Raw genomic sequence first — 23,388 nt, forward strand, 5'->3', positions numbered from 1 at the left:
TCGGCCCCTTAAATTGCTTCTTCGTCTAATTCGCCGGTACGGATCCGCACGATTTGGTCTAAGTCATAAACAAATATCTTTCCATCACCAATTTTTCCGGTACTGGCAGCTTTGGTGAGTGTATCGACCACCCGCTGCGTGTTCTCTGCACGTGTGGCAATTTCTATTTTTATTTTTGGAATAAAATCGACCTGATACTCCGCACCACGATACAACTCGGTATGCCCTCTTTGGCGGCCAAATCCTTTGACATCAACCACTGTCATCCCTTCTACGCCTAAATCAGCTAGCGCTTCTCGTACTTCGTCCAATTTAAATGGTTTTATTATTGCACTTATCATTTTCATTGTTAGTCCCCTTAGGACAGGCTTATCCTGTTGATATCAATTAATCCAACCATCGTGCCAAAAAACAAAAACAATAACTTTCATGCACTTAAATTTATATAGCTGGATTTACAGTACAAATACGCACCATTCAAGTGCAAAATATACCTGCCTGCTCGCTGATGGTGCGCGCCATGTCATATTTCATTTTCGCGTACCTTGTTGACAACTAACTCGTCAAAGAGGCTATTTGACTCATAACCTTTGAAAGTTGCACGAAAAGCAACTTTAATATGAATATTTTTATGTTTTGGGGAAAACCATGTTTCTAACAAGAGTGCTCGTGGTGCTTACCATGCTAGTCAGCCTAGTGAGTAATGCATCTGAACATGAACGCAAAATCGATATTGATAGCCAAGTCGTAACCAACCACAAAGCAACCATTAATGGTGAAAGACTCAGTTACCAAGTCACATCAGGCACCCAGCCAGTTTGGAATGACAATGGCGAACCAATTGCAACCTTATATTACAACTACTACAAAAAAGACAAAGTAGACGACATCAGTAAACGTCCATTACTTATCTCATTTAACGGTGGCCCTGGCTCAGCTTCAGTGTGGATGCACATCGCCTACACAGGTCCCCGTATCCTAAAAATTGATGATGAAGGTTACCCAGTCCAGCCCTATGGCATCAAAGATAACCCCTATTCAATACTCGATGTGGCTGACATTGTATTTGTAAACCCTGTAAATACAGGCTATTCACGCGTATTACCAAACAAAGAAGGCAAAATGCCAAGTAAAGAAGAGCAACAAAACATGTTCTTTGGCGTGAATGCTGACATTGAATATCTCGCAAGCTGGATCAACACCTTTATAACGCGCAATAACCGTGCGTTATCACCTAAGTTTTTAATCGGTGAAAGCTATGGCACGACACGCGTTTCAGGGCTTGCCAAAGAGCTGCAAGCATCCCATTGGTGGTTTTTAAACGGTGTCATTTTGGTGTCTCCCACTGACATCGGCATCAAACGTGACGGTCCGGTAAAAGCCGCGAACCGCTTACCTTACTTTGCAGCCACCGCTTGGCACCACAAAGTGCTCCCCAGTGCATTGCAACAAAAAGATTTATTAGAAGTGCTCAAAGAAGTGGAAACATTTACACTCAATGAGTATTTACCTGCACTCGCTAAAGGTTCATTCATCAGCAAAGACGAACGAGCACGTATTGTCGATCGGGTTGCTTACTTTAGTGGCTTATCAAAACAGTTTGTATCGCAAAACAATTTAGACATTAACGATGATGCGTTTTGGAAAGAGTTACTGCGCGACAAAGGCGTTATTCTTGGTCGCTTAGATTCTCGCTATTTAGGTATCGACAAACGTGATGCCGGTGATAGCCCTGATTACTTCCCTGAATTGAGTGCTTGGCTACATGCTTTTACGCCAGCGATTAATCACTATATTCGTGAAGAGCTAAATTATAAAACAGACGTTCAGTACAACATGCTGGCAAATGTGCACCCATGGGACCGCACAAACAACCATACCGCAGAGCAACTACGCGAAGCCATGGCTGAAAACCCTTACTTAAACGTATTGATCCAAGCAGGCTACTACGATGGCGCGACCAACTATTTTGACGCTAAGTACACCATGTGGCAGCTAGATCCCAGCGGCAAAATGCGTGACCGCTTAAGTTTTAAAGGCTACCGTTCGGGTCATATGATGTATCTTCGCCATGAAGACCTTAAATTGTCAAATGACGATTTACGTGCCTTTATTAAGGCATCTCTAAAAAGCCAAACACGCTCGGCAAAATACTAAACTTATGTTTATCAACAAATGGGGCATTAGCTAGGTGCACCATTTGTTGCTTTTAACCCTTTAATATTGTGACTTATGAACTGGCTTGCTAGTATCGCCCTTTTAACATCTTTAGGGGCGTAAAGATGCAAGGCACTTTAAGTAAATTAAAAGCGCAGCTAACTCAACCAATTCAATACCATCTTCCCATTGGGGATGAGCTTATCAACCTGAACGACTATTTTGGTAAACACATTACTCTCACGCATACTGGCAATATTTTTTGTTGTAACTGCGGGAAGCAAACCAAAAAAAGTTACTCTCAGGGACACTGCTTTGTTTGCATGAAAAAGCTCGCAAGCTGTGATATGTGTATCATGAAGCCCGAAACCTGTCATTTTGATCAAGGCACGTGCCGCGAGCCTCAGTGGGGGGAAGAAAACTGCATGATCCCGCACTATGTTTACTTAGCAAACACCTCGGGTCTAAAAGTGGGGATCACCCGTCATACACAAATTCCAACACGCTGGATAGACCAAGGCGCAACCCAAGCGTTGCCTATTTTCAAAGTACAGACACGTTTGCAATCGGGTCTTGTAGAAGTAGCCTTAGCTGAGTTTATTGCTGATAAAACCAACTGGCGTAATATGCTCAAAGGCGTTGCCAATGATGTTGATTTAAAGCAAGCAGCCGAACAGCTTATTCCACAGATCCAAGCTAAGTTAGACGAGCTTGCTGAGCTATTTGGTGCAACAGCCATAGAACGATTAGATGAAGAGGTGGTAGATTTGAGCTTCCCGGTCGAGCAGTTTCCAACCAAGATCACCTCATTTAATTTTGACAAAAACCCACAAGTCAGTGGTGTATTGCAAGGTATAAAAGGCCAGTACCTTATTTTCGATACTGGCGTGATCAATATCCGTAAGTTTACTGCTTACGAAGTGACTTTTTCCGACTGATAGAAACGTAACCAATCATCACAATTAAGTGGCTTACAAAACATATACCCTTGAATGGTGTTGCAGCCCAGCCGTTGTAAAAACTGCTGCTGCTCTTGCTTTTCTACTCCTTCAGCCACAACGTGTAAATTCAGTGCCTTCGCCATCGCGACGATGGCACTGACAATTTCACTATTACCATACTCATCCGGCACTTTCGCTACAAAGCTGGCGTCTATTTTTAATGTATCGATAGGCAACTTGGTTAAATAACTCAGTGCGGAATAACCGGTTCCAAAGTCATCCAAAGCAATCGATACTCCTAAACTCTTTAGCTTTTGTAATTCACTCTTCGCCTCATGCAAGTTACTAATAAAGCTACTTTCGGTGAGTTCTAGTTCTATATATTTGCCATTAATACCATGCTTATTAAGTGCTGCTGCTACGGTAATTGCTAACTCCCCCTGGCAAAGGTGCTGCGCCGAAACATTAATAGCGATACGCCTAACATCACTCCCCTGTCGGCGCCAAAGTGCCATTTTTTCGCAGGCTTTATTTATCACCCATTGATCGAGTTTAATGATCAAGCCAAGTTCTTCAGCTAAAGGAATGAACTGTGCAGGTGAGATCACGCCTAGATTAGGGTCGTTCCAACGCAATAAGCATTCCACACTTGAAACTCGGCCACTTGCAAGACATTGTAGGGGCTGAAAGAATAATTCAAACTCATCATTATCGAGGGCATGTTGAAAACGACTTAACATCGAAAGTCGCTCGAGGGAACGCGCATTCATCGATGCTTTGTATAGCTGGAAAGAGTTACGGCCCACTTCTTTTGAGCGATACATGGCAACATCGGCATGCTTAAGTAAAGTTTCGCTGTCAGCACCATCCTCTGGGTAGATCGCTGCACCTAATGATGCCGTAGCAGACACACAGATATCATTGAGTTCAAATGCCACACTCAACTTTTCTAAAATGCCATTGGCAAAGCTCACTACATCAGAAATATGCGCAACTTCCGTTAACAGCACCACAAATTCGTCACCGCCCAAACGCGCTAAGGTATCGCCTTCTTTGAGCATGCCTTTGATACGCTCGCTTACCTGTACCAGTAACTCATCGCCCGCGCTATGACCTAAAGAATCATTGACCTCCTTAAAGCGATCAAGATCGATGAACATTACCGCCAGTTTATGATTGTCTCGATGGGCAGACGCAAGAGCCATCGACAGTCGATCGTAGAACAAACGTCGATTTGGCAATCCAGTTAATTCATCAAAATATGCAAGGCGGGCTATTTTTTCTTCCGCATTCTTACGCTCGGTAATATCACTAAAAATGGCAGCATAGAGTATTTCATCACTATACGGCTCGTTAATCTGAATAATGGTGAGCCATTCAACATACACATCACCACTTTTTTTACGATTACAGATCTCCCCTTGCCACACACCATTCTTTCTCAGTTGCGCCCACATTTGGTCATAATAATCTTTACCATGCACACCGGAGCTCAACATACTGGGATTCTTACCGATTACTTCATATTCTTGATAGCCCGTCAACGCACTAAAAGCGGGGTTTACTTGCAAGATTTCACCATTGCCACGAGTGATCATAATACCATCGAGTGAGGCATCAATAATGCGATTAGCTAAATACAGATTACTCTCAGATTTTTTTAATGCTAAGTCTCTTTGCTCTAAAACTTTTTCCAGTTCGCTACAGTAAGCGGTTTCAATTTCAGTTAGCACATTTTTCAGCGGCAGCAGACCAATTACTTGCCCCGAGCAAGGCTCTTTCACCACGAGGTGACGAATTGATTCTGCGGTCATTAAGCGATAAGCATCAAATAAGCTGTCTTTTGGCGAAACTTGCAGTAGAGGGTAGGTAGCAAGCTCCCAGCACGGCATGCGCCAATCAGGATTCAATAGCATATAGGCAATATCACGCTGCGTTATAATGCCGTATTCCGCCAGTTGATGGTTATACACCAGTACCGCGGTTACTCGCTTTACACGCATCACTTCAATCACTTTAGAGACGCAGTCATCAGCTTTTAAAATCACCACATTGCGATTGTAATGATCGTCAATCGGTCGAAAGTGCAGATAGTGATCAAGCCCTTGATTACGAACGATATCAGACAGTGACACCACACCAACTGGCTCATTATGTTGATCTTTAACCAACAAATGACGTATACCCAGCTGGTGAAACTTAATTGTGGCCTCACTCAAGGTTTTATCGATTAAGATATCATGCACAGGAGAGGTCATCGTTGAAGCGATTGGCATTTTAGCAAAGTCGGGATCACTAAAGTTCAGCTTAACGCAGTCAGATTCCGTCCAAATACCTACTATTTGCTGCTCTTTCATCACAAAAACTGAGCTAACACGACGCTCTCGCATCAAACGAACTGCCTCGGCTAACGGAGTTTGGTGATCACATGACAACAATTGGTTGGAGAAAATATCTTTGATTTGTAATTGACGACTATCTGATATCATTAAGCACAACCTCGCATTTAAACTTGGTTGTCCAGTATAATATTGCACAGGATTTATACTTTGATTGAGAACAAACTATGACACTAAAATATTACCCATTCTTGCTACTTCTGGAAGAAAGTATTGAGTATATTTGCGATAACGCTGCACTGGATCATGCTTTACACAATTTACCTACAGAGCAAATACACAGCGCAATTTGTTTGTTTGAAAATGGCCAGTGCAACAACTTACAAGGCCATTTAGTTAACATGCCTAGTATGCAACTACTTACTAACAAAGTCCGTAACGCTCTGATTTTAGAAGGTGAGTGCTGTGTTGATAAAGTCGTAATACAAACAATTCCACAGGCCTTTGCATTGCTTAAGCAAACGCAATAACTTCTAAGTTTGCCAGTTAGCATCCACCAGCGCCTTAATATGCGTGACCGCACTTCGACCCAATGCAGACAGATCATATCCTCCTTCTAAAAAGGAAATAATCCCTTGTGCTTGTGTGTTTTTGGCAAGTTCTACCACCTGCTCAGTCAACCACTGGTAGTCCGCCTCAACAAATTTTAAGCCCCCCATATCATCTTCAAGGTGAGCGTCAAACCCAGCACTGATAAAAATCAACTGAGCTTTAAAATCTAGTAATTTAGGTAACCATTGCTGGATAAAAAGCGCTTTAAGATCGTCGCCACCACTGCCGAGCGCAAGCGGTGAATTCACAATATGATCGGTATTTTCAACGTCAGAATTGGGATAAAACGGGTACTGAAACAAGGAACAAAATAACACATCAGGACGCGCTCTATAAATATCTTGCGTGCCATTACCATGGTGTACATCAATATCTAATATGGCAATACGTTCAACCCCTAGTGATTTGGCGTGCTCAACTGCTATCGCCAAGTTGTTGAACACACAAAATCCTGAGGAACTGGATTGGTTAGCATGGTGTCCAGGTGGACGGACATTACAAAACGCTGCATCCAAGTTACCAGCAAGCACTTCATCTACTGCTAAAATACCGGCCCCCACAGCTCGCTCAATGGCTTTAAGTGAATCTGGACACAGCCAAGTATCAGCATCGAGTTCGCGCAATCCCTCTGCTGGCATACAGCCTAACACTTGCTCAATGTGCGCTTGCTCATGTACCAAAGCAACTTTAGACATATCGGCTTTAGGCGCTTGTAATTGCGTGACGGCAATATCCAGACCTGATGCTAACAGCCTGTCGGCAATAGCATCAACGCGCTCTGGGCATTCTGGATGCTCGCGATGTACTTTATGCTTTCTGCAATTGGGATGACTTATAACGGCGGTGCGCATCACTATCTCTTTGTCTTTTTTCTCAGTGTAACAAGGCCAAGTGATGGAAGCTGTGCGACTTTGGTGTAAGTTGCCAGCACTTTGCCTTTAACGTTTTACCCTACTGGGTTTTAAGCCGTGTAGTTGCCACTCTCGTATCGCTCGCTCATGCTGTGCATCGCTAACATGACTATGTGATTTAATAAAATCGATGTACTGTTTTGGAAAACCATGCTCTATTGCACCTTGTAATACGTGCTGAACATACCAATCAAACGGCAGCTGCGTATCTACAAACGTATTGGCAATGTAACAATGTGCTTGCAAAGCTTCGCCTTGCAAGGTTTCAACGTTGAGCGACACACGGTTGTAGCGCGCACCTTCTATAGCGTCAAGTTTAGCAAGCTCTAATTCATTCAGTGCATACATTACACCGAGCACATAATCCGAGTCATCATTCGTATGCTCTATGGTGCATTTAGCTGAACCATCGGTGCTCAGCATATTAAATGTCAATTGATATGCACTTAACTTAGCAACACCCAAACAGTGCGCGTTGGGCAAACGCGCCAACAATCGCTTAGTCGATAAGTTAGAGCCAAATGCAAAATTAATATGGGATTTATTACTCATACAACGATAAACACTCTAAACAACAACACGCACAGCGAGTGCGATTAACACCACACCAATGCCTCTATCAAACCAATGACCGGCCCGCTGAAAAAACGCCCGCACCGCCTCTTTGCTTAAAATAATAGATAAAAATGAAAACCACACCCAAGTAGCCAATGCCATATATAAACCATAAAACGCTTGTACTGAACTCGGCGTTGTGGGGGCGATCACTAAGGTGAACAACGATAAAAAGAACAAAGTGGCTTTTGGATTTAATGCATTAACTAAAAATCCACGGCGTAGCGCATGCCAAGCAGACTCGTTTTCTTTATGGGCAGTTTGCTCAGTTAGTTGCTCTGTTGCGGGCTTCGCTCGCAGCGCTTGCACACCCATATAAGCTAAATAAGCACCAGCTACATATTTCAAAACATTGAACAAGGTTGGTGATTGAGACAGCACAATGGCCACGCCCAACAAACAGTAAGTGACATGTACGAGAATACCCAACGCTACACCACCACTGGTCCACAGTGCATTGGCACGACCTCGCTGAATACTTTGTTTAAGCACTATGGCAAAATCAGGTCCTGGGCTTGCTACCGCAAAAAAGTGAGCAACCGCAATCAACAAAAATTCATCTAAATACTCAAGCACTCACTTGTTCCTTTAACATCAATAACGCAGGGTTTGGCGTGTCTTGCAAATAGCCCTTAATTTGTTTTTGCGCCTGCTTATATACACTTTTTAAATGGGGTTTAAGATGCTTTTTGCCATCTACATCAGGTTTAAAATGACAAACCAAAGCATGCATAAATACGGTTTGCGCTTCAGTTAATGATGCTTGGCGATTCGCGTATGGGTTGTAACAAGAGCCACAACCCCCTTTAAATTGATAGACAGTATTACTCATCATCACCCCAAAACCCATAAAACAGGCTAGCGCATCACTGGCCGCTGCAATTTGCTCTTCGCCGCCAGGCGGTAAATTGCCTTTTTGGTAAATCATCATGGTCGCTAAGCTACCCGCGAAACTCGCGACCAAATCCTGTGGCTGATTGATTTGATTAGGATTATAAGAAAGCATCAGTGAATGAGCAGGTTGAACGGCTAAACTTGCCCCCTCACCACGCTGCACGCCATCAAAGTGAAAAACAGGCATAGTTTGCTGTGCAGGTAATTGCATAGGACTAACCAGCTGCAACGGCCAAGCTTGCATACCTGCGTATTCACGCACACGAGTAAATACGGTGCTAGCCATTTGCTCAACACTAGAAACCTGATCAGGGAAATACTTGCCCGTAGGTTCAATAATTTGCGTCTTAGACAAAAAGTATTGCCCATCAAAATTCTCACATGCCCAAACAAAGGTATCGATTAACCATGCAACCTCAGGCTCGCTCAGCAAAGGCTTTGATTTAAATATCCCTAACATTTATTTCTCTACTCTTGTCGCCCAGTCCCAGGCTTTAGTATTGTATAGTGGCACTGTTGACAACGCATGATGATGGCTACCACTGGTTTCTTTGGTTGAATATGACAAATACAATAACGTACGCGTTTTAGCGTCATAAATACGACGCACTTTTAATGATTTAAACAAAATACTTTTTGAGGTTTTGAAAACCACTTCGCCGTCTTTTGATAGATCAATCTGCTGCATTTGCTCAGCTGTGATCTCTCCCGTTTGACGACACGCTATCGACATATCCGAAGGGTCTGAAAAATCCAAATTTGCTTCTACGTGGCTGATATGGCATGTCACACCTGTAACGACCGGATCTTGCTGTGCCGAAACCACTACGTCTTTAGTGGTAAACAGGCCTAAACTGACTTTAGCGGCGTCATCGCTACAGCCAGCTAAAGCAAAACACGCCAGAGCGCTTAGCCAAACTTTCTTGTTATACATCTGGTGTTTCCAAATAAATCAAATACTATAACGCCCATTTACGCATAAATGAGGCCATAAGTCATCATGCCACACATCATCATTGAACATTCTAATAACCTACCCATAGACGTGCAGGAGCTTGTATCACTGGTTCATGAAACAACACAAAGCACCGCATTATTCGATGCCACTACCATTAAAACGCGCGCGCAAAGTTTTGATCATTATCAAATACAAGCTGGCAAAGAAGGTTTTGTGCACATTCAAGCTCACATCATGCATGGTCGCAGTGAATTACAAAAACAGCTACTAAGCCATACCCTACTGTACGCACTACAAGAAGAGTTTAATGACAACTGGTTGTTAAGTGTTCACCCTTACGACCTACTCCCGCAGGTTTACAGAAAGAACTGATTAAAATACGGCAATTGCGTATAATGCACTCTAGTTTAAATTACAGATAAAACACTATGAAATTTCCGTGTCGCTTGGATAAATTTTTGAGCCACCTGTGTGAGCTACCTCGTACCAAGGTCAAAGCTGGTATTAAAAAACGTTATGTGACCGTTAATGGTGAGGTGATCACCAAATTTGATTATTCAATTACTCAGGACGATGAGGTAACTTGGCAAGGTGAGCCATTGAAATATTTGGGTAAACGCTATTTCATGCTGCACAAACCGATCGGGTATGTGTGCGCCAATAGTGATGAAATGCACGCCACCGTTTTTGAGCTAATTGATGAGCCAAACTTAAAAGATTTTCATGTTGCCGGTCGCCTGGATATAGATACAACTGGTTTAGTGTTGATCACCAATGATGGTGATTGGTCGCATCAAATCACCTCGCCTAAAAAGCAAAAGTTCAAAACCTACCTGGTTGAAACTCAAGAGCCTATTAGCGATGAAGCCCTTGAACAACTACGTACAGGCGTGCAGTTACACAATGAAAAAGAACTCACGTTGCCAGCCCAAGCCGAACGTTTAGCAAGCTACAGTTTACGATTGTCTATCTGTGAAGGTAAATACCACCAGGTTAAAAGAATGCTGGCAGCAGTTGGTAATAAAGTCGTTGAATTACATAGAGAAAAAATTGCAGAAATTTCACTAGATGCGCATTTACAAAGTGGCGAATATCGGCCATTAACTCGCCAAGAGATTGACATAATCAATGCAAAATAAGCCTGTTTCCTCATCAATATGAGGAAATATCATCTCTATTTAAGGCAAATTCCACTATACGTTACTTACATGATCCATTTAAACATGGTAGATAATAATAACTATTATCTGAAAGGGGCGTATTGTGCTATCAGGTTTAACACTAAGAACTAAAATAATACTTTTCGCTGCGGCTATTTTCCTCTCACTTTTGCTAGTCGCTATTTTAGGGTTACAGGCATTACGCCATGCCAGCGAAACAGACAACATAGCGCGCATCAACCAACTCATGAAAAGCACCGCCAATATTGTTGAACAATTTGAGCAATATGTTGAGTCTGGTACTTTGAGTGAAGCCCAAGCTAAAACGTTAGCAACACAAATGCTCAGAGAAAATAAATATCATGACTCTGAGTATGTATACGTGGTAAACGATGACCTTAACTTTGTTGCCACACCACATGATCCAGAATTACACGGCACCAGCTTTAATGATTTTAAAGACTCGAGGGGCAATAGCATTGGCCAAATGGTAAAGCGTTTAGTAGGTAATAAAACCAACCAAATCATTACCTATGAATGGGACTCAAGACGTGAAGGCGAGGTCGTAGATTTAACCTCCGTAGTGCAAAAAACCCCTGTATTCGGTTGGTATGTCGGCACAGGCATTAGCGCGAAAGAGGTGGATGAACGCTACTGGAGTACTGCACGCTGGCTATTAACACTGTCATTGGTCATTGCCGTAGCACTTACATTTGCACTGGCAAAATTTGGTTTGGGGATCTCCAATAAGTTAGGTGGTGAATTGGATGATGTACTCACTATCGTAAAACAAGTTTCACGCGGTAATTTAAGCTCTCCTATCAATACATCAAATGCTAAAGAAAACAGTATCATTGCCGCAATGAGTTACATGCAAAAAGGCTTGCAAGGGGTTGTGGGTGGCATAGCTTCTGTGAGTGACACATTGAAAGCACAAAGTAACGATGGAGAAAAACGCTCCAACGAGCTTGAACACTTAACGCGTAGCCTCAATGATGAAACACAAATGGTGGCCTCAGCCATCACCGAGCTCACCACATCAGCGCAAACTGTGGTTGAACATGCAGAGCAAACAGCCAATTCAGTACAAGAAGCTGAACACCAAGGGCAAAATGCAGACAAGCTGACCACGGAGGCTGCAAAAACCATCGCCTTATTGGAGCAGCAAATTGACAGCGCTGGTAATAACATTCAAACCTTGGATGAAGAAGTCACCAATATTGCTAACGTGCTGAGTGTCATTCAAAGCATTGCAGAGCAAACCAACTTACTGGCACTGAATGCCGCGATTGAAGCTGCCCGTGCGGGCGAACAAGGTCGAGGCTTTGCCGTGGTTGCCGATGAAGTAAGACAACTCGCCCAGCGTACACAAGGTAGCACCGAAGAAATTCATACCATGATTGGCAAACTGCAATCGGCAACGCAAGAAGCCAAGTCATCTGTCTCGGTCAGTATCAGTACCAGTGAAAAAACCGTGACTATGTCAAAAGAAGCAGGTGAAGAGCTGCGTCGCGTAGCACGTTCACTGGGGGAAATATCGCAAATGAGCCACCAAATTGCCCATGCAGCTAAAGAGCAGCTAGAAGCAGGTGAAGATACCGCTCGTCGTGTTGTTACCATTTCAGATACTGCGGCACAAACCGCCGCAGTATCTGAAAAAGCACACCATGCAACCGATAGTATTAAAGAGCTCACCGTGAAGCTAGAAACGGAAATAGCGAAATTTAGCTGCTAGTAATTGTTGTATCAAATTGATGGCGCACTTCCCTGTTGGAAGGCGCCTTCGGCTTTTCCAACCTACTCAGTTTGCAGCTTGCTCACGACGCTCGGTGAAGTATTTCAGTGTTTGCCGGATTGGGTAAATAGAGAGAGCTGATATAGTCACCAAAGTTGTAAGCCAACACCCTGCACGATAAATCATGCCTAATTTATGATAATCGAAGTAGCCTCTTGCAACTAGCTCCATAAATAGTAAAGACATATACATTAATGCCATATACATACACACACGCGCCGTTTTTGAAAACAAACAACCTCGTAAACGGTGAGCAACATATAAAGCGACCAAAAATAAAAACTTTTGCGCCATAATTCCAGTGTAAAAAACCTTAATGAGCGCATCCCTTTCAAAGCTCAATGAGAGTAAGTAACGCTCCACTTCTGAACTAAACACATGAAATAAAAAAAATACAAGTGCCACCATAAAGCAAGAATGTAATTCATGGAGCTCTAGAGTATTAAGGGAACTATGGCGAGCAAAAAAGAATGACCATCCATGTTTTGGTAATTGCGTGACCAAAAACCAAAATATCACAAGCAGTTCATATTTTTTGGCTATCCAGCCCAATTCATGTAAAAAGTCGTTCATATGACCTATTCCGTCAGCTCTCTATTCCTTTGATTCCCTTTTTTAGGGGGCGCCTTCGGCTTTTCCAACCTACGTTTCGGCATGTTCACGGCGCTCAGTAAAATACTTAAATGTTTCACGGATAGGATAAATATATAAAGACACCATAATGGCAAGGTTCGCTCCCCATCCACCTAACGTGTATACCATGTTTAAGTCATGATAATCACAATATCCTCTCGAGATTAACTGCATCATGAGTAATGACATAAACAGTACAGTCATATACATACTGACCCGTGCAGTTTGAGAAAATAGGCAGCCTTTTATTCGATGGACCGTATATAACGTCACCAGCAAAGTAAACTTCTGCACCATCAGACCCGTGTAAAAAACCTTTATGCGATGCACTTGCTCAAAATTCAGCGAGACGAGATATTGCTCCACTTCACTGCTAAAAATATGAAACAAGAAAATGACTAACGCTGTCATAAAACAGGAATGCATTTCATGTAACTGCATGGATATTAACGCCTGACGGCGAGTAAATAACAGTGCCCAGCGATGTTCCTTCCAATACTTTAGCAAAAGCCATAGCACCGCTAATAATTCAAAGCCCTTGACGATCCAGCCTAATTGGTACACTAATTGATTCATTTATGCATTATCCTTTTGCATAACTTTGTTGCCTTAAAAACATTAGAATAGAACGATAAATTACGGAAGAATCATCCTATTTAAGCTTGTTGCCTTTCTTTAAAATAAGCTTTTAATGACCTTAGTGGGTAAGTTGCTAAAGCACTTATAGCGATTATATTACACACCCAAACACCAGAAACATATATTATGCTCAACTTATGAAAGTCAAAATAACTTCTTGCAACTAAATCCATAAACAATAGCAACATATACATTATCATCGAATACGTACATATACGAGCCGTAGGAGAAAATGTGCACCCCCTCACCAAGTGCAAGCTGAACAGCGTTAATACAAAAGCAAATTGAACAATAATCATACTGGTATAAAATAGTTCAATTTTTTCCGCCTTACTCATCTCTAATGCTAATAAGTATTGCTCAGTTTCTGAACCAATTAAGTGAAAGATAAAAAAGCAAAATGCTGCCAAAAAGCATGAATGGAGTTCATGATGTTGAATTGAAGGAAGGTCTTTTTTAACTCCGAAGAACAATTTCCAACGCATTTGAGAAAACTTATTTAACCAAAAGATTACAATTAAAAACTCTACGAAAATAAAAATCCATCCCACAAAGTATAAAATATCATTCATGCTTCAATCCTTTCATCTTTTTACTAGCACTCAACACTATATAATTTCGGTAGATACACCATACCCATTTGCTGGGGCAAAGTACCATTTCCTCCTGCACCACCAACTTTCTGTACTTGCTCTTTCGACAATGTCTTTAATTTCTTTGCTTTTAAATTTAATTTAATTGAGGTTTTCATAATCCAAGTCCTTATTAACCGTCATACACACCTCTGCGCTGCAATGTTAACCATTAGTATACAAAACAACAACAACAACAAGTTTATTATGCACTTTTGCGCAAGAGGTTGGCGTGTATGAATTTATTTATAATAGGACCGCGTTTGCTTTTGCCTACAAAGTCCGCAGTCATGGTTATGTTACTTGTTCAGTGTACGTTCAACAAATAAATTATTGGTCAGTATATGAAAATATACATGTCGATATGCGCAATAGTTACGATTATCTATCACGAAAAAACAAGTTAAATTAGAAGGTTATAATTCCAAAAAAGAAAATTTGAGGGTTAAAAAACCGGATAAAACAACACTTACCCGGTCAATTTTTGCTCACCACTTTTGCCTTGAGTGACTATTTTATTTCCACCCGTTGTGATCGCATCACCACTTCATCGTTTAACTCAATGCCAATACCTGGCGCTTCCGAGACTTTAAACACACCATTTTTAGGCTGTGGATCTTGAATACATAGCTCCCGGTTCCACTTTTTAATGGCATAAGTATGGTGCTCGTGAATTAAAAAGTTAGGAATGGCGGTTTCTAAATGTAATGAGGCCGCTGTTGCCACTGGGCCACCACATACATGAGCTTGAATACGCACGTCAAAAATATCGGCGTAGTCGCATACCTTTTTAGTTTCAGTAAAGCCACCACACAAACCAATATCCGGTTGTAATACGTCAATACTTTGATCTTCCAAGTAAGGGCGCACACCCCAACGATTATACAAACGCTCGCCACCAGCAATGGGCACCGCCACTTTATCTGCCACTTTGGCATGCAATGAGTGGTTTAGATAATTGACCGGCTCTTCGTAATACATGCAATCAAACTCTTCTGCAATTTCACCAATTTGAATAGCTGAGGTAGCACCCGGTAAGCTGTGGCACTCAAAAATAATATCCACTTCATCACCTACCGCTTCTCGGATAGCTTGCATACGCGCACGATATAATTTCATCTCAGCGCGCGAGATGATTTTGGTGCGGTCGTAATACGTATTACCGTGCTTGTCATATTGAATGGGGTCAACCTTCACCGCATCGTAACCCTCAGCAATGGCCTTCAATGCCGCTTCTGCGTATTCCTGTGGCTCAACTAGGGCTTTAAACTCACTATCCCAGTCAAACTGTAGTTGTGAAGCATACGTTCTCAGCTCAGGGTTTACCTTGCCGCCTAACAATTGATAAACAGGTAAGTTAAGCGCTTTACCTTTGATATCCCAAAGCGCGGTATCAATCGCGCTCATTGCCGCGTAAACTACTGGTCCACCACCTAAACCCCAAAAGCTTTCACGTAACATGCGTGACCACAGTAACTCGGTTTGGAAAGGGTCATGGCCAATTAAAAAAGCCTCGGCCATTTCTTTGATCATGCTAGCCGCAGCACTGTGCCCTAAGTCATAAGCAAGACCAGCCTCACCCACACCACTGATGCCTTCATCGGTATGAATACGTACAAATACAGGGGTCCACGCAGGTCTGTCAGGGCAATGTATATCAAAAACTTCGACGCGATTAACTTTCATATAGATTCCTATTGGGCAAAACTGGGGTCCAAACGGTAGGCTTTTCTAAGCATCGCAGGCCATGCTAATTGACCTCCGGTACTGCCACTGTGGACAACATTTGCTTGATTGTAGATATTATCAATAATGGGCTGAGGCACAGGCACCGCCTTTTGGCCCGTAGCCTGAATGGCCACTTGAATTTCACAGGCGCGCTGTAAATCGTAGAAACGCATAAACGCATCACCCACCGTTGGACCAACGGTTAAACCGCCATGATTCACCAATAACATATGATTGGTTGTGCCTAAATCATCTTGTAGCCGCTTTTTCTCATCTGCATTCACCGCAAGCCCTTCATAGTCATGATATGAAAGCGAAGGTAATGAAAACATCGAATGCTGGCTCAATGGTAACAAACCACACTCAAGGCTTGCGACCGCCACGGTTTCTTTGGTGTGCAGGTGAATAACGCAGTGGGCGTCTTCTCTAGCTTCATGAATAGCGCTGTGAATAGTAAAGCCCGCAGGATTAATTTCAAATGGCGTGTCGTCTAGGATATTGCCCTGTAAATCAACCTTCACCAAGTTTGAAGCGGTTACTTCATCAAAACTCAACCCAAATGCATTCACCAAGTATTGATTTGTACCCGGTAAGCGGGCTGACATGTGCGTGTAAATTAAATCACCCCAGCGCATATGCTCAACTAAACGGTAGCAAGCAGCAAGGTCAACCCGTAGTTGCCATTCTTGCTCTGACACTTTGCCTTTTAAATTGAGTCTTGGGAGTTCAAACATAGAGGGTCCTTAAAGCAACGCCTTCAAATAGATGTGTAGAAGTCTAAATTAGTCGAGGCGATAGTTCAACAAAATAAAAACCACCGACATGCGGTGGTTTTTTACTGCGAAGTTAAGCGTTACTTAACTTGAGATAAATATTCCGCAATAGCATCAATTTCAGCATCAGACACATTGGCAACCATCGCTTTCATTGCCGCTGACATACCATTGCTGCGCGCACCTGACTTAATGTCTTTCATCTGTGCCGCTAGGTACTCTTTGTTCTGACCGTTAAGTTTAGGATACATACCCATAATCGGTGCTTTACCTTCTGCGCCATGACAAGTTTGACACATTTTTGCTGTATACAATGCTTTGCCGTCGGCAGCCTGTGCTGACACTGCTCCTAACGCGGCAATTGATAACCCTAAACCACAGACTATTGTTTTTATCTTGCTCATAACATTACTCTTTTTATTAATTAATGGATAAATCCCTTACAGTGTAGACCATTTATTAAACTACACCCATGTCGCTTACGTGCGTATCAAGAGAACGGCTTTTGGCAAAACTATGTTACCAAACGAGGTCGTCTGGCACTTCATAGCCCGCATATGGATCATCATCTGGACCATTGCTTTCATCTTCAACATGAAAAACAATGTACTTTTCATCCACTTCCGCAATTTTTCTTGCAGGCTCGTCTTGCAGCACGTAAAACTGCTCTTCTAACACACAAATTGCCAATCGCCCTTTAGAGAGGGCTTGCTTGGTTTTTTCGTTCACATCAAGTTCTTTAACTTTGTTTTTGTATGTGAAGTTAAAAGTCACATCGCCACGAATTTCATCTTGGTTATGATGCTCTAAAATCTGCTTAACGCGCGCCACTTGCTCTTTTTCTTTAAGCTCTGCTTGTTTGGCTTTATTAAGCTCTTCCGCTTTTTTCTGTTGCTCTAGCTTTGTTTGTTCAATATGTTTTTGTAGATCGCTTGGATCACTGGTCGCGCCCTTTTTCTTTTTCTTCTTTTGTGCTTTGCGCTTTTCCGACTTGGCAACCTTGGCCTTATGCTCGGTCGTTAACCCTGCTTTGAGTAGCTGCTCTTGTAAAGAACCCATTGTGCATGCTCCATGAAATACGTTTTGTCATATTTTAACGCAGTGGTTTTTTTTGACCATATGCAATGTCAGTAGTTGAGCGCATTTTTTTCTCTTTTGATGTAACTTAACAAAGCGCCACACACAAGATCATGATTTAGCGCAAAGAGTGGCTAAGTAATTGATATAAAACTATCCAAATAATGAATTTAACTGCATAATATTCATCCAGTTGTGCATCATTAGAAATGGACGTATGCCCCTTATTCAACTGCTTCTCTCATCGGTATTTATTTTTTTCGTGTTGTATGCGCCACAGCCATTGCTCGCAACCTTTGCTCAGAGCTTTGATGTATCTATGGCTGCCAGTGGTGGGTTAATGTCAATCACTATGCTACCTCTTGCTATTGCCCCCATTTGCTATGGGCTTGTATTTGCAAGAAAAAACCCCTTAGCAATCTTAAAAGTTGCGATGCTGATGTTGGCTTTTAGCAGTTTACTCTTTGCTTTTGCACCGTCTTTTGAACTGCTACTCAGCATTCGTTTTATTCAAGGCTTGACTCTACCCGCAGCACTTACCGCTATGACAGGCTACATCGGTCAGCAGTATCAAGGCGCACAACTACAACAAAATATGACACGCTATATTGGCAGCTCAATTTTAGGTGGGTATCTAGGCCGAATGTTAGCCGCCAACTTTGCAAGCTGGTTTTCGTGGCAAAGCTTTTACTATGTGCTAGCAATCTGTTTGCTTATTTTGGCATTAGGTATTCGTTTAAATAACGCGCATAATCCCGTTCATCAAGCAGCATCACCCCGCGCTTACTTGGCGCCATTGAAACAAGCAGCACTGGTGCGACTATTTTTTTGTGTATTTTGTATGTTTTTTTGTTTTGCGGCGCTACTCAATTACTTACCGTTTATTTTGCAAACTGAGTTTAATATTACCGACCCCAAGCAAGTCGGCTGGGTGTATACCGGCTATTTAATTGGCGCTGTTTTGTCAATGAGCTCGCCCTATTTGAGTCGATATTTTTCGAGCCGATGGTTATTTTTAAGTGGCTTATTTGGCATTTACTGCTTAACGCTTGTGGTCATGCACCTAAATGCGTTGAGTGTATTTTTAGGTGCTTTTACGGTGTTTTGTACTTGCATGTTTATGATCCACTCCAGCGCCGCGCCACTGGCCAACAAGCTCAGTCATGCGCCCGCAACAGTCACCAATGGCGCTTATGTATCGTTTTATTACAGTGGTGGCGCACTTGGCTCTTTTTTACCCGGTTTGGTTTTGGAATATATGGGATACCACATTTTCTTGATGATGTTGTTGTGCATCTGCGCCATTGGGTTTGCTCTTAGCTATCTGACCTACACGCAAGGTACATCTATCAAAACTGGTGCATGACCCGTATGCTGCCAAAATTGTTGTAGTTGCGCTTTGCTCAACACCCAAGTTTTATCATTATCTAACGGGTGACATTGCCATAGCGCTTCATTCCACAAGCCTTGATCAACCCAAAGTTCCACTTGGTTTTGTGTATCATTATTTAAGGCCAGTGCGGAGACACAACCCGGTTTAATGTGTAGATATTGCGCCAAGCGCTCTGCTGATGCAAAGCCAAGACGCGATACCTGTTGTTGTTTTGACAACGCTTTTAAATCCACTTTTAAATGCGCACGTAGTAACAATAAAATATGTCGACGCCCGTAATTATCTCTTAAAAACAGATTTTTTATACACGTACCTTCTCGTTGAAGGTTTAATTTATCTGCATCCTCACAAGTTGGTAAAGGCGCATGTTCATATTTGATGGGTTCAATACTTAACTGTTGCAACGTGAATGCTAGGTGTTGCTGTGCGTTTGTCATTACAAGCAAGTACCTCTCAACTGCACACTACGTTGGCGCCAATAAACCTGCTCGATCTCGTAACCACTTTGGCAATAGCTTTTTGCTGCCAGTTCATCTTTTAAGAGCGCGACCGCTCGCTCTTCCAACTGAAGTTTCAACTCAGGTGAATCTTCCACTCGCTGAAATTCGGCAAACTTTCTAAGCTCTGAACGCGACATGGGTTTATTAGCATTCACTTTCACATGAGGGGTTGCTTCCACCGTCACTATATAAACGAACAACTGCGCGCCTGAGTTTTCCGTTTTGGTATGGAGCTTTTGTTCAACAATTTGAAATTCTGGCTGATCTGGCGCTGAAATACATCCTGATACGGCACCAAGAGCGATACTTAAAATTAAAAATCTGAGTTTGTTCAAATACATTGGCAGCAATACGAAATAAGAATTTCGTCCAGTCTATCAAAGGTGCATTTAAAAATGTGAAAATTTTTTGCCCAAGAAGTCTTGACGGCATTTACAAAAACATTTAAATTTCGCTTCGTTCAAAACGGAATGTGGGGCTATAGCTCAGCTGGGAGAGCGCCTGCCTTGCACGCAGGAGGTCAGCAGTTCGATCCTGCTTAGCTCCACCACCTTCCCCCTTACACACGTCTTAATAAAGCTTATTTAATCCTTGTTGTTAAAATAATTTCTATTTTTCTGTCAATTTTTGGCACAAAAAAGCGGACCTAATCGCCCGCTCTGAATAGTATGCTTTGGTATTAGTCGCGTACTTGCCCTTCACCATTAACTAAGAATTTTTCTGTCGTTAATGATTCTAATCCCATTGGGCCATAAGCATGAAGCTTAGTCGTAGCGATCCCAATTTCCGCACCTAACCCAAGCTGTGAGCCATCCGAAAAGCGCGATGACGCATTGACCATCACCACCGAAGCGTCTACGCTACGCTGAAATAATTCACCTCTTTGCTTATTCTCTGTGCAGATCACCTCGGTATGATGGCTGCCAAAGCGATCGATATGTTCCAGTGCGGCATTAAAGTCATCAACAACGCGAATCGCCACTTCAAGGCTCAAGTATTCTTCACCGAATTGTGTTTCATCTATCACATTCGCGCCTTCAAGATACTCTGCCGCTTTTCTATCTGCATTGATCACAACTTGTTTATGTGAAAACACCTTCTGTAGGCGGGGTAGAAAAGTAGCCGCTACCGATTTGTGCACGACAATTCCTTCAAGTGCATTACATACACCTGTGCGTTGCGTTTTGCCATTAAGTGCTAATTTAAGCGCAATATCTAAATCGGCTTCATCATCAACATAAAGATGACACACTCCTTTAAAGTGCTGGATAACTGGGATGGTGCTGTTTTCAGTTACAAAATTAATTAGGCCTTCACCACCACGCGGAATAATGAGATCGATATACGCTTTTTGCTGCATTAACTCCATTAACAGTGCACGGTCTGGATCGGGTACAACCGTAATAAGCGCACTCGGTAAATGATGCTGTTCAAGCACTGAATGCATCACTTTTGCAATCGCTTGAGAGCTATGTAACGCTTCTTTACCACCACGTAAAATTACTCCGTTACCCGATTTAAAACATAATGCCCCTGCGTCCGCTGTCACGTTTGGTCGCGCCTCGTAAATCATACATACCACACCCAAAGGCACGCGCATTTTGCTAATTTTAATTCCATTGGGCCTCTCGCCCATATCTCGAGTTAAACCAACGGGATCGCCTAATTCAACAATGGTCTTAATGCCGTCGGCCATATCTTGAATACGCTCTGGGGTAAGTGTCAAACGGTCAATCATGGCGGGAGCCAATTGATTATCACGAGCGTGTGAAAGGTCATCTTCATTCGCAGCTAAAATTGTGTCACTGCTTGCAACCAAAGCGTTGGCCATATCGCTCAGCACGGCATTTTTTTGTTCCGTACTCAATAACGCTAACTGCTTTGCAGCTTTTGCTGCCTGTTGTGATAAATCTGTAATTAAACTCATGAGTTACGACTTCTCCAAAATTGCGATATCTTGTTCTGAAATAACGGGGCCAATACTTTGTTGCAAATGCCCGTTATCCACTGTTTGCTCATGCTCCGCTAAAAAGTTCAGCAAGCAACTACTGTAGTTGGTTGTCGCTTTCGCTAAGCGTTCACCTTTTTCTGTGCGCACAAGCACGGTATCTCCAACTGAAAACTCTCCGTTTACCTGAGAGATATTTTCTGCTGCAAGTGGCTCTGCGTGATCTTTAAGCTCTTCAGCGTATTCATGTTCAACGATGATCTCCCCTTGCTCTGACGCAGTATGTGTCATCCAGTGCTGCTGTGCGAGCATAGGCACATCGTAAGGTAAAAATACTGTTCCTGGGTTGTCTCCATTGAGCAACTTCTCAAAGGTTTGTTCTTTAAAACCATTCACTATGTATGTGCTTATACCGTGTGATGTGGCTTTTTCAGCGGCTTCAATTTTCGTTTTCATACCTCCTGTGCCCACTTGGCTTGTCGCGCAACCAGCCATAGTATAAATATCATCCGAAATCTCAGACACTTGAGGAATAAGTTGAGCATCTTCATACAAGTTTGGATTTTTATCATAAAGTCCGTCGACATCGGAACACATCAGCAATACATCGGCATCAGCTGCTGCTGCCACCATCGCAGAGAGGTTGTCGTTGTCGCCCACTTTTAACTCATCGGTGGTCACCGCATCATTCTCATTGAGAATAGGTAGAATGCCGTGTTCAAGTAAAGTGAATATCGTTTCACGGATACTGTTATAGCGCTCCAAATCTCGTAAGTCGCCGTGAGTCAGTAAAATTTGCGCAGATGGAAAATCAAAAAACCTATCCCATGTTGCCATCATTTCAGTTTGCCCTGCTGCGGCCATGGCTTTTTTCAACACCACTGAGGAGTTTGTTGCTTCACCAGGAAACAAATGAGAGCCGGCAGCGACTGAACCAGAGGAAACCAAAACAACTTCTTTACCCATAGCGCGACAACGCACAATAAACTGGGCAATGGTCAGTAAATAACGCGCTCGGCAACCATCTCGGTCTGGTGCAATTAAAGCGCTGCCAATTTTTATCACTATGCGCCGAGAATTAGAAATGTTCATATTGTTTCCTGTCGTTACCTTTACTTAAAATTAATTCACCACGCCGAGCAAAGATCAGCATGAGTGAGTAAAAACAACCAGGGTTGAACAATACATATATACAGCTTACGCGTTCGCACAAATGTGCCCAACACTGGCTGTCGCTTTACTAAAAATTGGATTGTGACCTTGCTCTTTTAGAGCAAATGTCGAGCCGTTTTCAGCAGGTACATCATGGTTTGATGAGGCTGAAAAGACCTAAGCCGCAATGAATGATTGCGCAAGGAATTGTTAAATGTTTGAACAGTACACTGCAAAATTGATTTTCATCAATTACTACTTAGTACTAAAAGCTAGCTCACTATAGTTGCTATAGCAAAACCAAAAAGAATCTAGGTGACTTGCACCAAACGCTTTATAGCTTAACGCAAATCGCGAAGCCCTTTCAAGCAAGATGCGAAATTAACATTTATAGTCACCATAAATAGAATAAATAAACCTTTATCGGTACACTGAACTTAGTCGATATGATCCATTTTTCCCTATAAGAGCTATGGTTATTTAACTATATTTGGTTTTTCTGTCTGGGCACAGTCGTAGCTGAAACATAAC

General features: G+C 42.5%; 26 protein-coding genes and 1 tRNA gene. 8 read left to right on the plus strand and 19 right to left on the minus strand.

Annotation, left to right across the window (positions count from 1 at the left end):
• Positions 1-8: 8 nt before the first annotated feature.
• Complete coding sequence (locus ACW689_RS08680; RefSeq protein ID WP_476290372.1) at positions 9-347, minus strand: P-II family nitrogen regulator; 339 nt, start codon at positions 345-347, stop codon at positions 9-11.
• A 301-nt stretch (positions 348-648) separates the two neighbouring features.
• On the opposite strand from ACW689_RS08680, the gene ACW689_RS08685 reads away from it, so the two are divergent.
• A complete protein-coding gene (locus ACW689_RS08685; RefSeq protein ID WP_476290374.1) occupies positions 649-2,157 on the plus strand; it encodes a S10 family peptidase in 1,509 nt (502 codons plus the stop codon).
• A gap of 125 nt (positions 2,158-2,282) precedes the next feature.
• Positions 2,283-3,095, plus strand: coding sequence for a DUF2797 domain-containing protein (locus tag ACW689_RS08690; RefSeq protein ID WP_476290376.1), 813 nt, complete (start codon positions 2,283-2,285; stop codon positions 3,093-3,095).
• Here the strand turns inward: ACW689_RS08690 and ACW689_RS08695 are convergent.
• Positions 3,071-5,587 (minus strand): EAL domain-containing protein, encoded by a 2,517-nt coding sequence (locus tag ACW689_RS08695; protein ID WP_476290378.1) that lies wholly within the window; start codon positions 5,585-5,587, stop codon positions 3,071-3,073. The genes ACW689_RS08690 and ACW689_RS08695 overlap by 25 nt on opposite strands.
• Positions 5,588-5,664: 77 nt before the next feature.
• Here ACW689_RS08695 and ACW689_RS08700 point away from each other — a divergent pair, with 77 nt between their 5' ends.
• Complete coding sequence (locus tag ACW689_RS08700) at positions 5,665-5,967, plus strand: DUF4144 family protein (RefSeq protein ID WP_476290380.1); 303 nt, start codon at positions 5,665-5,667, stop codon at positions 5,965-5,967.
• Positions 5,968-5,970: 3 nt separating this feature from the next.
• Here the strand turns inward: ACW689_RS08700 and ACW689_RS08705 are convergent, their stop codons facing one another.
• The 5 genes from ACW689_RS08705 to ACW689_RS08725 form a co-directional block, all read right to left on the minus strand.
• A complete protein-coding gene (locus tag ACW689_RS08705; protein WP_476290382.1) occupies positions 5,971-6,900 on the minus strand; it encodes a histone deacetylase family protein in 930 nt (309 codons plus the stop codon).
• 87 nt (positions 6,901-6,987) lie between these two features.
• Positions 6,988-7,512 carry a gamma-glutamylcyclotransferase family protein gene (locus tag ACW689_RS08710; protein WP_476290384.1) on the minus strand — a complete coding sequence of 175 codons (525 nt, stop codon included), beginning with the start codon at positions 7,510-7,512 and terminating at the stop codon, positions 6,988-6,990.
• A gap of 15 nt (positions 7,513-7,527) precedes the next feature.
• Complete coding sequence (locus ACW689_RS08715; RefSeq protein WP_476290386.1) at positions 7,528-8,151, minus strand: LysE family transporter; 624 nt, start codon at positions 8,149-8,151, stop codon at positions 7,528-7,530.
• Entirely contained in the window at positions 8,144-8,929 is a 786-nt protein-coding gene (locus ACW689_RS08720; protein WP_476290388.1) for a hypothetical protein, read from the minus strand. Before ACW689_RS08720 ends, ACW689_RS08715 begins: the two co-directional genes overlap by 8 nt.
• Complete coding sequence (locus tag ACW689_RS08725) at positions 8,930-9,403, minus strand: CreA family protein (RefSeq protein ID WP_476290390.1); 474 nt, start codon at positions 9,401-9,403, stop codon at positions 8,930-8,932.
• A gap of 66 nt (positions 9,404-9,469) precedes the next feature.
• On the opposite strand from ACW689_RS08725, the gene ACW689_RS08730 reads away from it, so the two are divergent.
• From ACW689_RS08730 to ACW689_RS08740, 3 genes are all read left to right on the plus strand, one after another.
• Positions 9,470-9,799 carry a 5-carboxymethyl-2-hydroxymuconate Delta-isomerase gene (locus ACW689_RS08730; RefSeq protein ID WP_476290392.1) on the plus strand — a complete coding sequence of 110 codons (330 nt, stop codon included), beginning with the start codon at positions 9,470-9,472 and terminating at the stop codon, positions 9,797-9,799.
• Between the two features lie 56 nt (positions 9,800-9,855).
• The gene (gene rsuA, locus ACW689_RS08735) at positions 9,856-10,566 is read left to right on the plus strand and encodes a 16S rRNA pseudouridine(516) synthase RsuA (protein ID WP_476290394.1); all 711 of its coding nucleotides are present in this window, start codon (positions 9,856-9,858) and stop codon (positions 10,564-10,566) included.
• Between the two features lie 124 nt (positions 10,567-10,690).
• On the plus strand, positions 10,691-12,322 hold the full coding sequence (locus ACW689_RS08740; RefSeq protein ID WP_476290396.1) for a methyl-accepting chemotaxis protein: 1,632 nt from the start codon (positions 10,691-10,693) through the stop codon (positions 12,320-12,322).
• Positions 12,323-12,388: 66 nt separating this feature from the next.
• Here the strand turns inward: ACW689_RS08740 and ACW689_RS08745 are convergent, their stop codons facing one another.
• From ACW689_RS08745 to ACW689_RS08780, 8 genes are all read right to left on the minus strand, one after another.
• Positions 12,389-12,955, minus strand: a complete 567-nt coding sequence (locus tag ACW689_RS08745) for a hypothetical protein (protein WP_476290398.1) — start codon at positions 12,953-12,955, stop codon at positions 12,389-12,391.
• A gap of 69 nt (positions 12,956-13,024) precedes the next feature.
• On the minus strand, positions 13,025-13,591 hold the full coding sequence (locus ACW689_RS08750) for a hypothetical protein (RefSeq protein ID WP_476290400.1): 567 nt from the start codon (positions 13,589-13,591) through the stop codon (positions 13,025-13,027).
• An 80-nt stretch (positions 13,592-13,671) separates the two neighbouring features.
• The gene (locus ACW689_RS08755) at positions 13,672-14,226 is read right to left on the minus strand and encodes a hypothetical protein (protein WP_476290402.1); all 555 of its coding nucleotides are present in this window, start codon (positions 14,224-14,226) and stop codon (positions 13,672-13,674) included.
• A 23-nt stretch (positions 14,227-14,249) separates the two neighbouring features.
• The gene (locus ACW689_RS08760) at positions 14,250-14,405 is read right to left on the minus strand and encodes a hypothetical protein (RefSeq protein ID WP_476290404.1); all 156 of its coding nucleotides are present in this window, start codon (positions 14,403-14,405) and stop codon (positions 14,250-14,252) included.
• A 391-nt stretch (positions 14,406-14,796) separates the two neighbouring features.
• Positions 14,797-15,972, minus strand: coding sequence for a mandelate racemase/muconate lactonizing enzyme family protein (locus tag ACW689_RS08765; protein ID WP_476290405.1), 1,176 nt, complete (start codon positions 15,970-15,972; stop codon positions 14,797-14,799).
• Positions 15,973-15,980: 8 nt separating this feature from the next.
• Complete coding sequence (locus ACW689_RS08770) at positions 15,981-16,748, minus strand: class II aldolase/adducin family protein (protein ID WP_476290407.1); 768 nt, start codon at positions 16,746-16,748, stop codon at positions 15,981-15,983.
• A gap of 119 nt (positions 16,749-16,867) precedes the next feature.
• Complete coding sequence (locus ACW689_RS08775; RefSeq protein ID WP_476290409.1) at positions 16,868-17,191, minus strand: c-type cytochrome; 324 nt, start codon at positions 17,189-17,191, stop codon at positions 16,868-16,870.
• A gap of 115 nt (positions 17,192-17,306) precedes the next feature.
• Positions 17,307-17,846, minus strand: coding sequence for a DUF2058 domain-containing protein (locus tag ACW689_RS08780; RefSeq protein WP_476290411.1), 540 nt, complete (start codon positions 17,844-17,846; stop codon positions 17,307-17,309).
• 235 nt (positions 17,847-18,081) lie between these two features.
• Here ACW689_RS08780 and ACW689_RS08785 point away from each other — a divergent pair, with 235 nt between their 5' ends.
• A complete protein-coding gene (locus ACW689_RS08785; protein ID WP_476290413.1) occupies positions 18,082-19,230 on the plus strand; it encodes an MFS transporter in 1,149 nt (382 codons plus the stop codon).
• Here the strand turns inward: ACW689_RS08785 and ACW689_RS08790 are convergent.
• Both ACW689_RS08790 and ACW689_RS08795 read right to left on the minus strand, forming a co-directional pair.
• Positions 19,194-19,694, minus strand: a complete 501-nt coding sequence (locus ACW689_RS08790; RefSeq protein ID WP_476290415.1) for a prolyl-tRNA synthetase associated domain-containing protein — start codon at positions 19,692-19,694, stop codon at positions 19,194-19,196. The two genes, ACW689_RS08785 and ACW689_RS08790, sit on opposite strands and share 37 nt — an antisense overlap.
• Positions 19,694-20,092, minus strand: coding sequence for a hypothetical protein (locus ACW689_RS08795; RefSeq protein WP_476290417.1), 399 nt, complete (start codon positions 20,090-20,092; stop codon positions 19,694-19,696). The genes ACW689_RS08790 and ACW689_RS08795 overlap by 1 nt, the downstream gene beginning before the upstream one ends.
• 139 nt (positions 20,093-20,231) lie before the next feature.
• Here ACW689_RS08795 and ACW689_RS08800 point away from each other — a divergent pair.
• Positions 20,232-20,307: transfer RNA gene (locus tag ACW689_RS08800), tRNA-Ala, on the plus strand.
• Between the two features lie 129 nt (positions 20,308-20,436).
• On the opposite strand, the gene ACW689_RS08805 is transcribed toward ACW689_RS08800, so the two are convergent.
• Positions 20,437-21,684 carry a glutamate-5-semialdehyde dehydrogenase gene (locus tag ACW689_RS08805; RefSeq protein ID WP_476290419.1) on the minus strand — a complete coding sequence of 416 codons (1,248 nt, stop codon included), beginning with the start codon at positions 21,682-21,684 and terminating at the stop codon, positions 20,437-20,439.
• A 3-nt stretch (positions 21,685-21,687) separates the two neighbouring features.
• Positions 21,688-22,797 carry a glutamate 5-kinase gene (gene proB, locus ACW689_RS08810; RefSeq protein ID WP_476290421.1) on the minus strand — a complete coding sequence of 370 codons (1,110 nt, stop codon included), beginning with the start codon at positions 22,795-22,797 and terminating at the stop codon, positions 21,688-21,690.
• Positions 22,798-23,388 lie beyond the last annotated feature (591 nt).

The organism is Pseudoalteromonas sp. ABE4_541, assembly GCF_056312285.1.

Excerpts from the sequence above, each read along its gene's own strand:
- ACW689_RS08770 (WP_476290407.1), bottom strand. The coding sequence starts at position 16,748 with ATGTTTGAACTCCCAAGACTCAATTTAAAAGGCAAAGTGTCAGAGCAA.
- ACW689_RS08750 (WP_476290400.1), bottom strand. The coding sequence starts at position 13,591 with ATGAATCAATTAGTGTACCAATTAGGCTGGATCGTCAAGGGCTTTGAA.
- ACW689_RS08745 (WP_476290398.1), bottom strand. The coding sequence starts at position 12,955 with ATGAACGACTTTTTACATGAATTGGGCTGGATAGCCAAAAAATATGAA.
- ACW689_RS08790 (WP_476290415.1), bottom strand. The coding sequence starts at position 19,694 with ATGACAAACGCACAGCAACACCTAGCATTCACGTTGCAACAGTTAAGT.
- proB (WP_476290421.1), bottom strand. The coding sequence starts at position 22,797 with ATGAACATTTCTAATTCTCGGCGCATAGTGATAAAAATTGGCAGCGCT.
- ACW689_RS08730 (WP_476290392.1), top strand. The coding sequence starts at position 9,470 with ATGCCACACATCATCATTGAACATTCTAATAACCTACCCATAGACGTG.
- ACW689_RS08760 (WP_476290404.1), bottom strand. The coding sequence starts at position 14,405 with ATGAAAACCTCAATTAAATTAAATTTAAAAGCAAAGAAATTAAAGACA.
- ACW689_RS08780 (WP_476290411.1), bottom strand. The coding sequence starts at position 17,846 with ATGGGTTCTTTACAAGAGCAGCTACTCAAAGCAGGGTTAACGACCGAG.
- ACW689_RS08785 (WP_476290413.1), top strand. The coding sequence starts at position 18,082 with ATGCCCCTTATTCAACTGCTTCTCTCATCGGTATTTATTTTTTTCGTG.
- ACW689_RS08710 (WP_476290384.1), bottom strand. The coding sequence starts at position 7,512 with ATGAGTAATAAATCCCATATTAATTTTGCATTTGGCTCTAACTTATCG.
- ACW689_RS08690 (WP_476290376.1), top strand. The coding sequence starts at position 2,283 with ATGCAAGGCACTTTAAGTAAATTAAAAGCGCAGCTAACTCAACCAATT.
- ACW689_RS08755 (WP_476290402.1), bottom strand. The coding sequence starts at position 14,226 with ATGAATGATATTTTATACTTTGTGGGATGGATTTTTATTTTCGTAGAG.
- ACW689_RS08720 (WP_476290388.1), bottom strand. The coding sequence starts at position 8,929 with ATGTTAGGGATATTTAAATCAAAGCCTTTGCTGAGCGAGCCTGAGGTT.
- ACW689_RS08695 (WP_476290378.1), bottom strand. The coding sequence starts at position 5,587 with ATGATATCAGATAGTCGTCAATTACAAATCAAAGATATTTTCTCCAAC.
- ACW689_RS08680 (WP_476290372.1), bottom strand. The coding sequence starts at position 347 with ATGAAAATGATAAGTGCAATAATAAAACCATTTAAATTGGACGAAGTA.
- ACW689_RS08685 (WP_476290374.1), top strand. The coding sequence starts at position 649 with ATGTTTCTAACAAGAGTGCTCGTGGTGCTTACCATGCTAGTCAGCCTA.
- ACW689_RS08775 (WP_476290409.1), bottom strand. The coding sequence starts at position 17,191 with ATGAGCAAGATAAAAACAATAGTCTGTGGTTTAGGGTTATCAATTGCC.
- ACW689_RS08765 (WP_476290405.1), bottom strand. The coding sequence starts at position 15,972 with ATGAAAGTTAATCGCGTCGAAGTTTTTGATATACATTGCCCTGACAGA.
- ACW689_RS08805 (WP_476290419.1), bottom strand. The coding sequence starts at position 21,684 with ATGAGTTTAATTACAGATTTATCACAACAGGCAGCAAAAGCTGCAAAG.
- ACW689_RS08725 (WP_476290390.1), bottom strand. The coding sequence starts at position 9,403 with ATGTATAACAAGAAAGTTTGGCTAAGCGCTCTGGCGTGTTTTGCTTTA.
- ACW689_RS08700 (WP_476290380.1), top strand. The coding sequence starts at position 5,665 with ATGACACTAAAATATTACCCATTCTTGCTACTTCTGGAAGAAAGTATT.
- rsuA (WP_476290394.1), top strand. The coding sequence starts at position 9,856 with ATGAAATTTCCGTGTCGCTTGGATAAATTTTTGAGCCACCTGTGTGAG.
- ACW689_RS08705 (WP_476290382.1), bottom strand. The coding sequence starts at position 6,900 with ATGCGCACCGCCGTTATAAGTCATCCCAATTGCAGAAAGCATAAAGTA.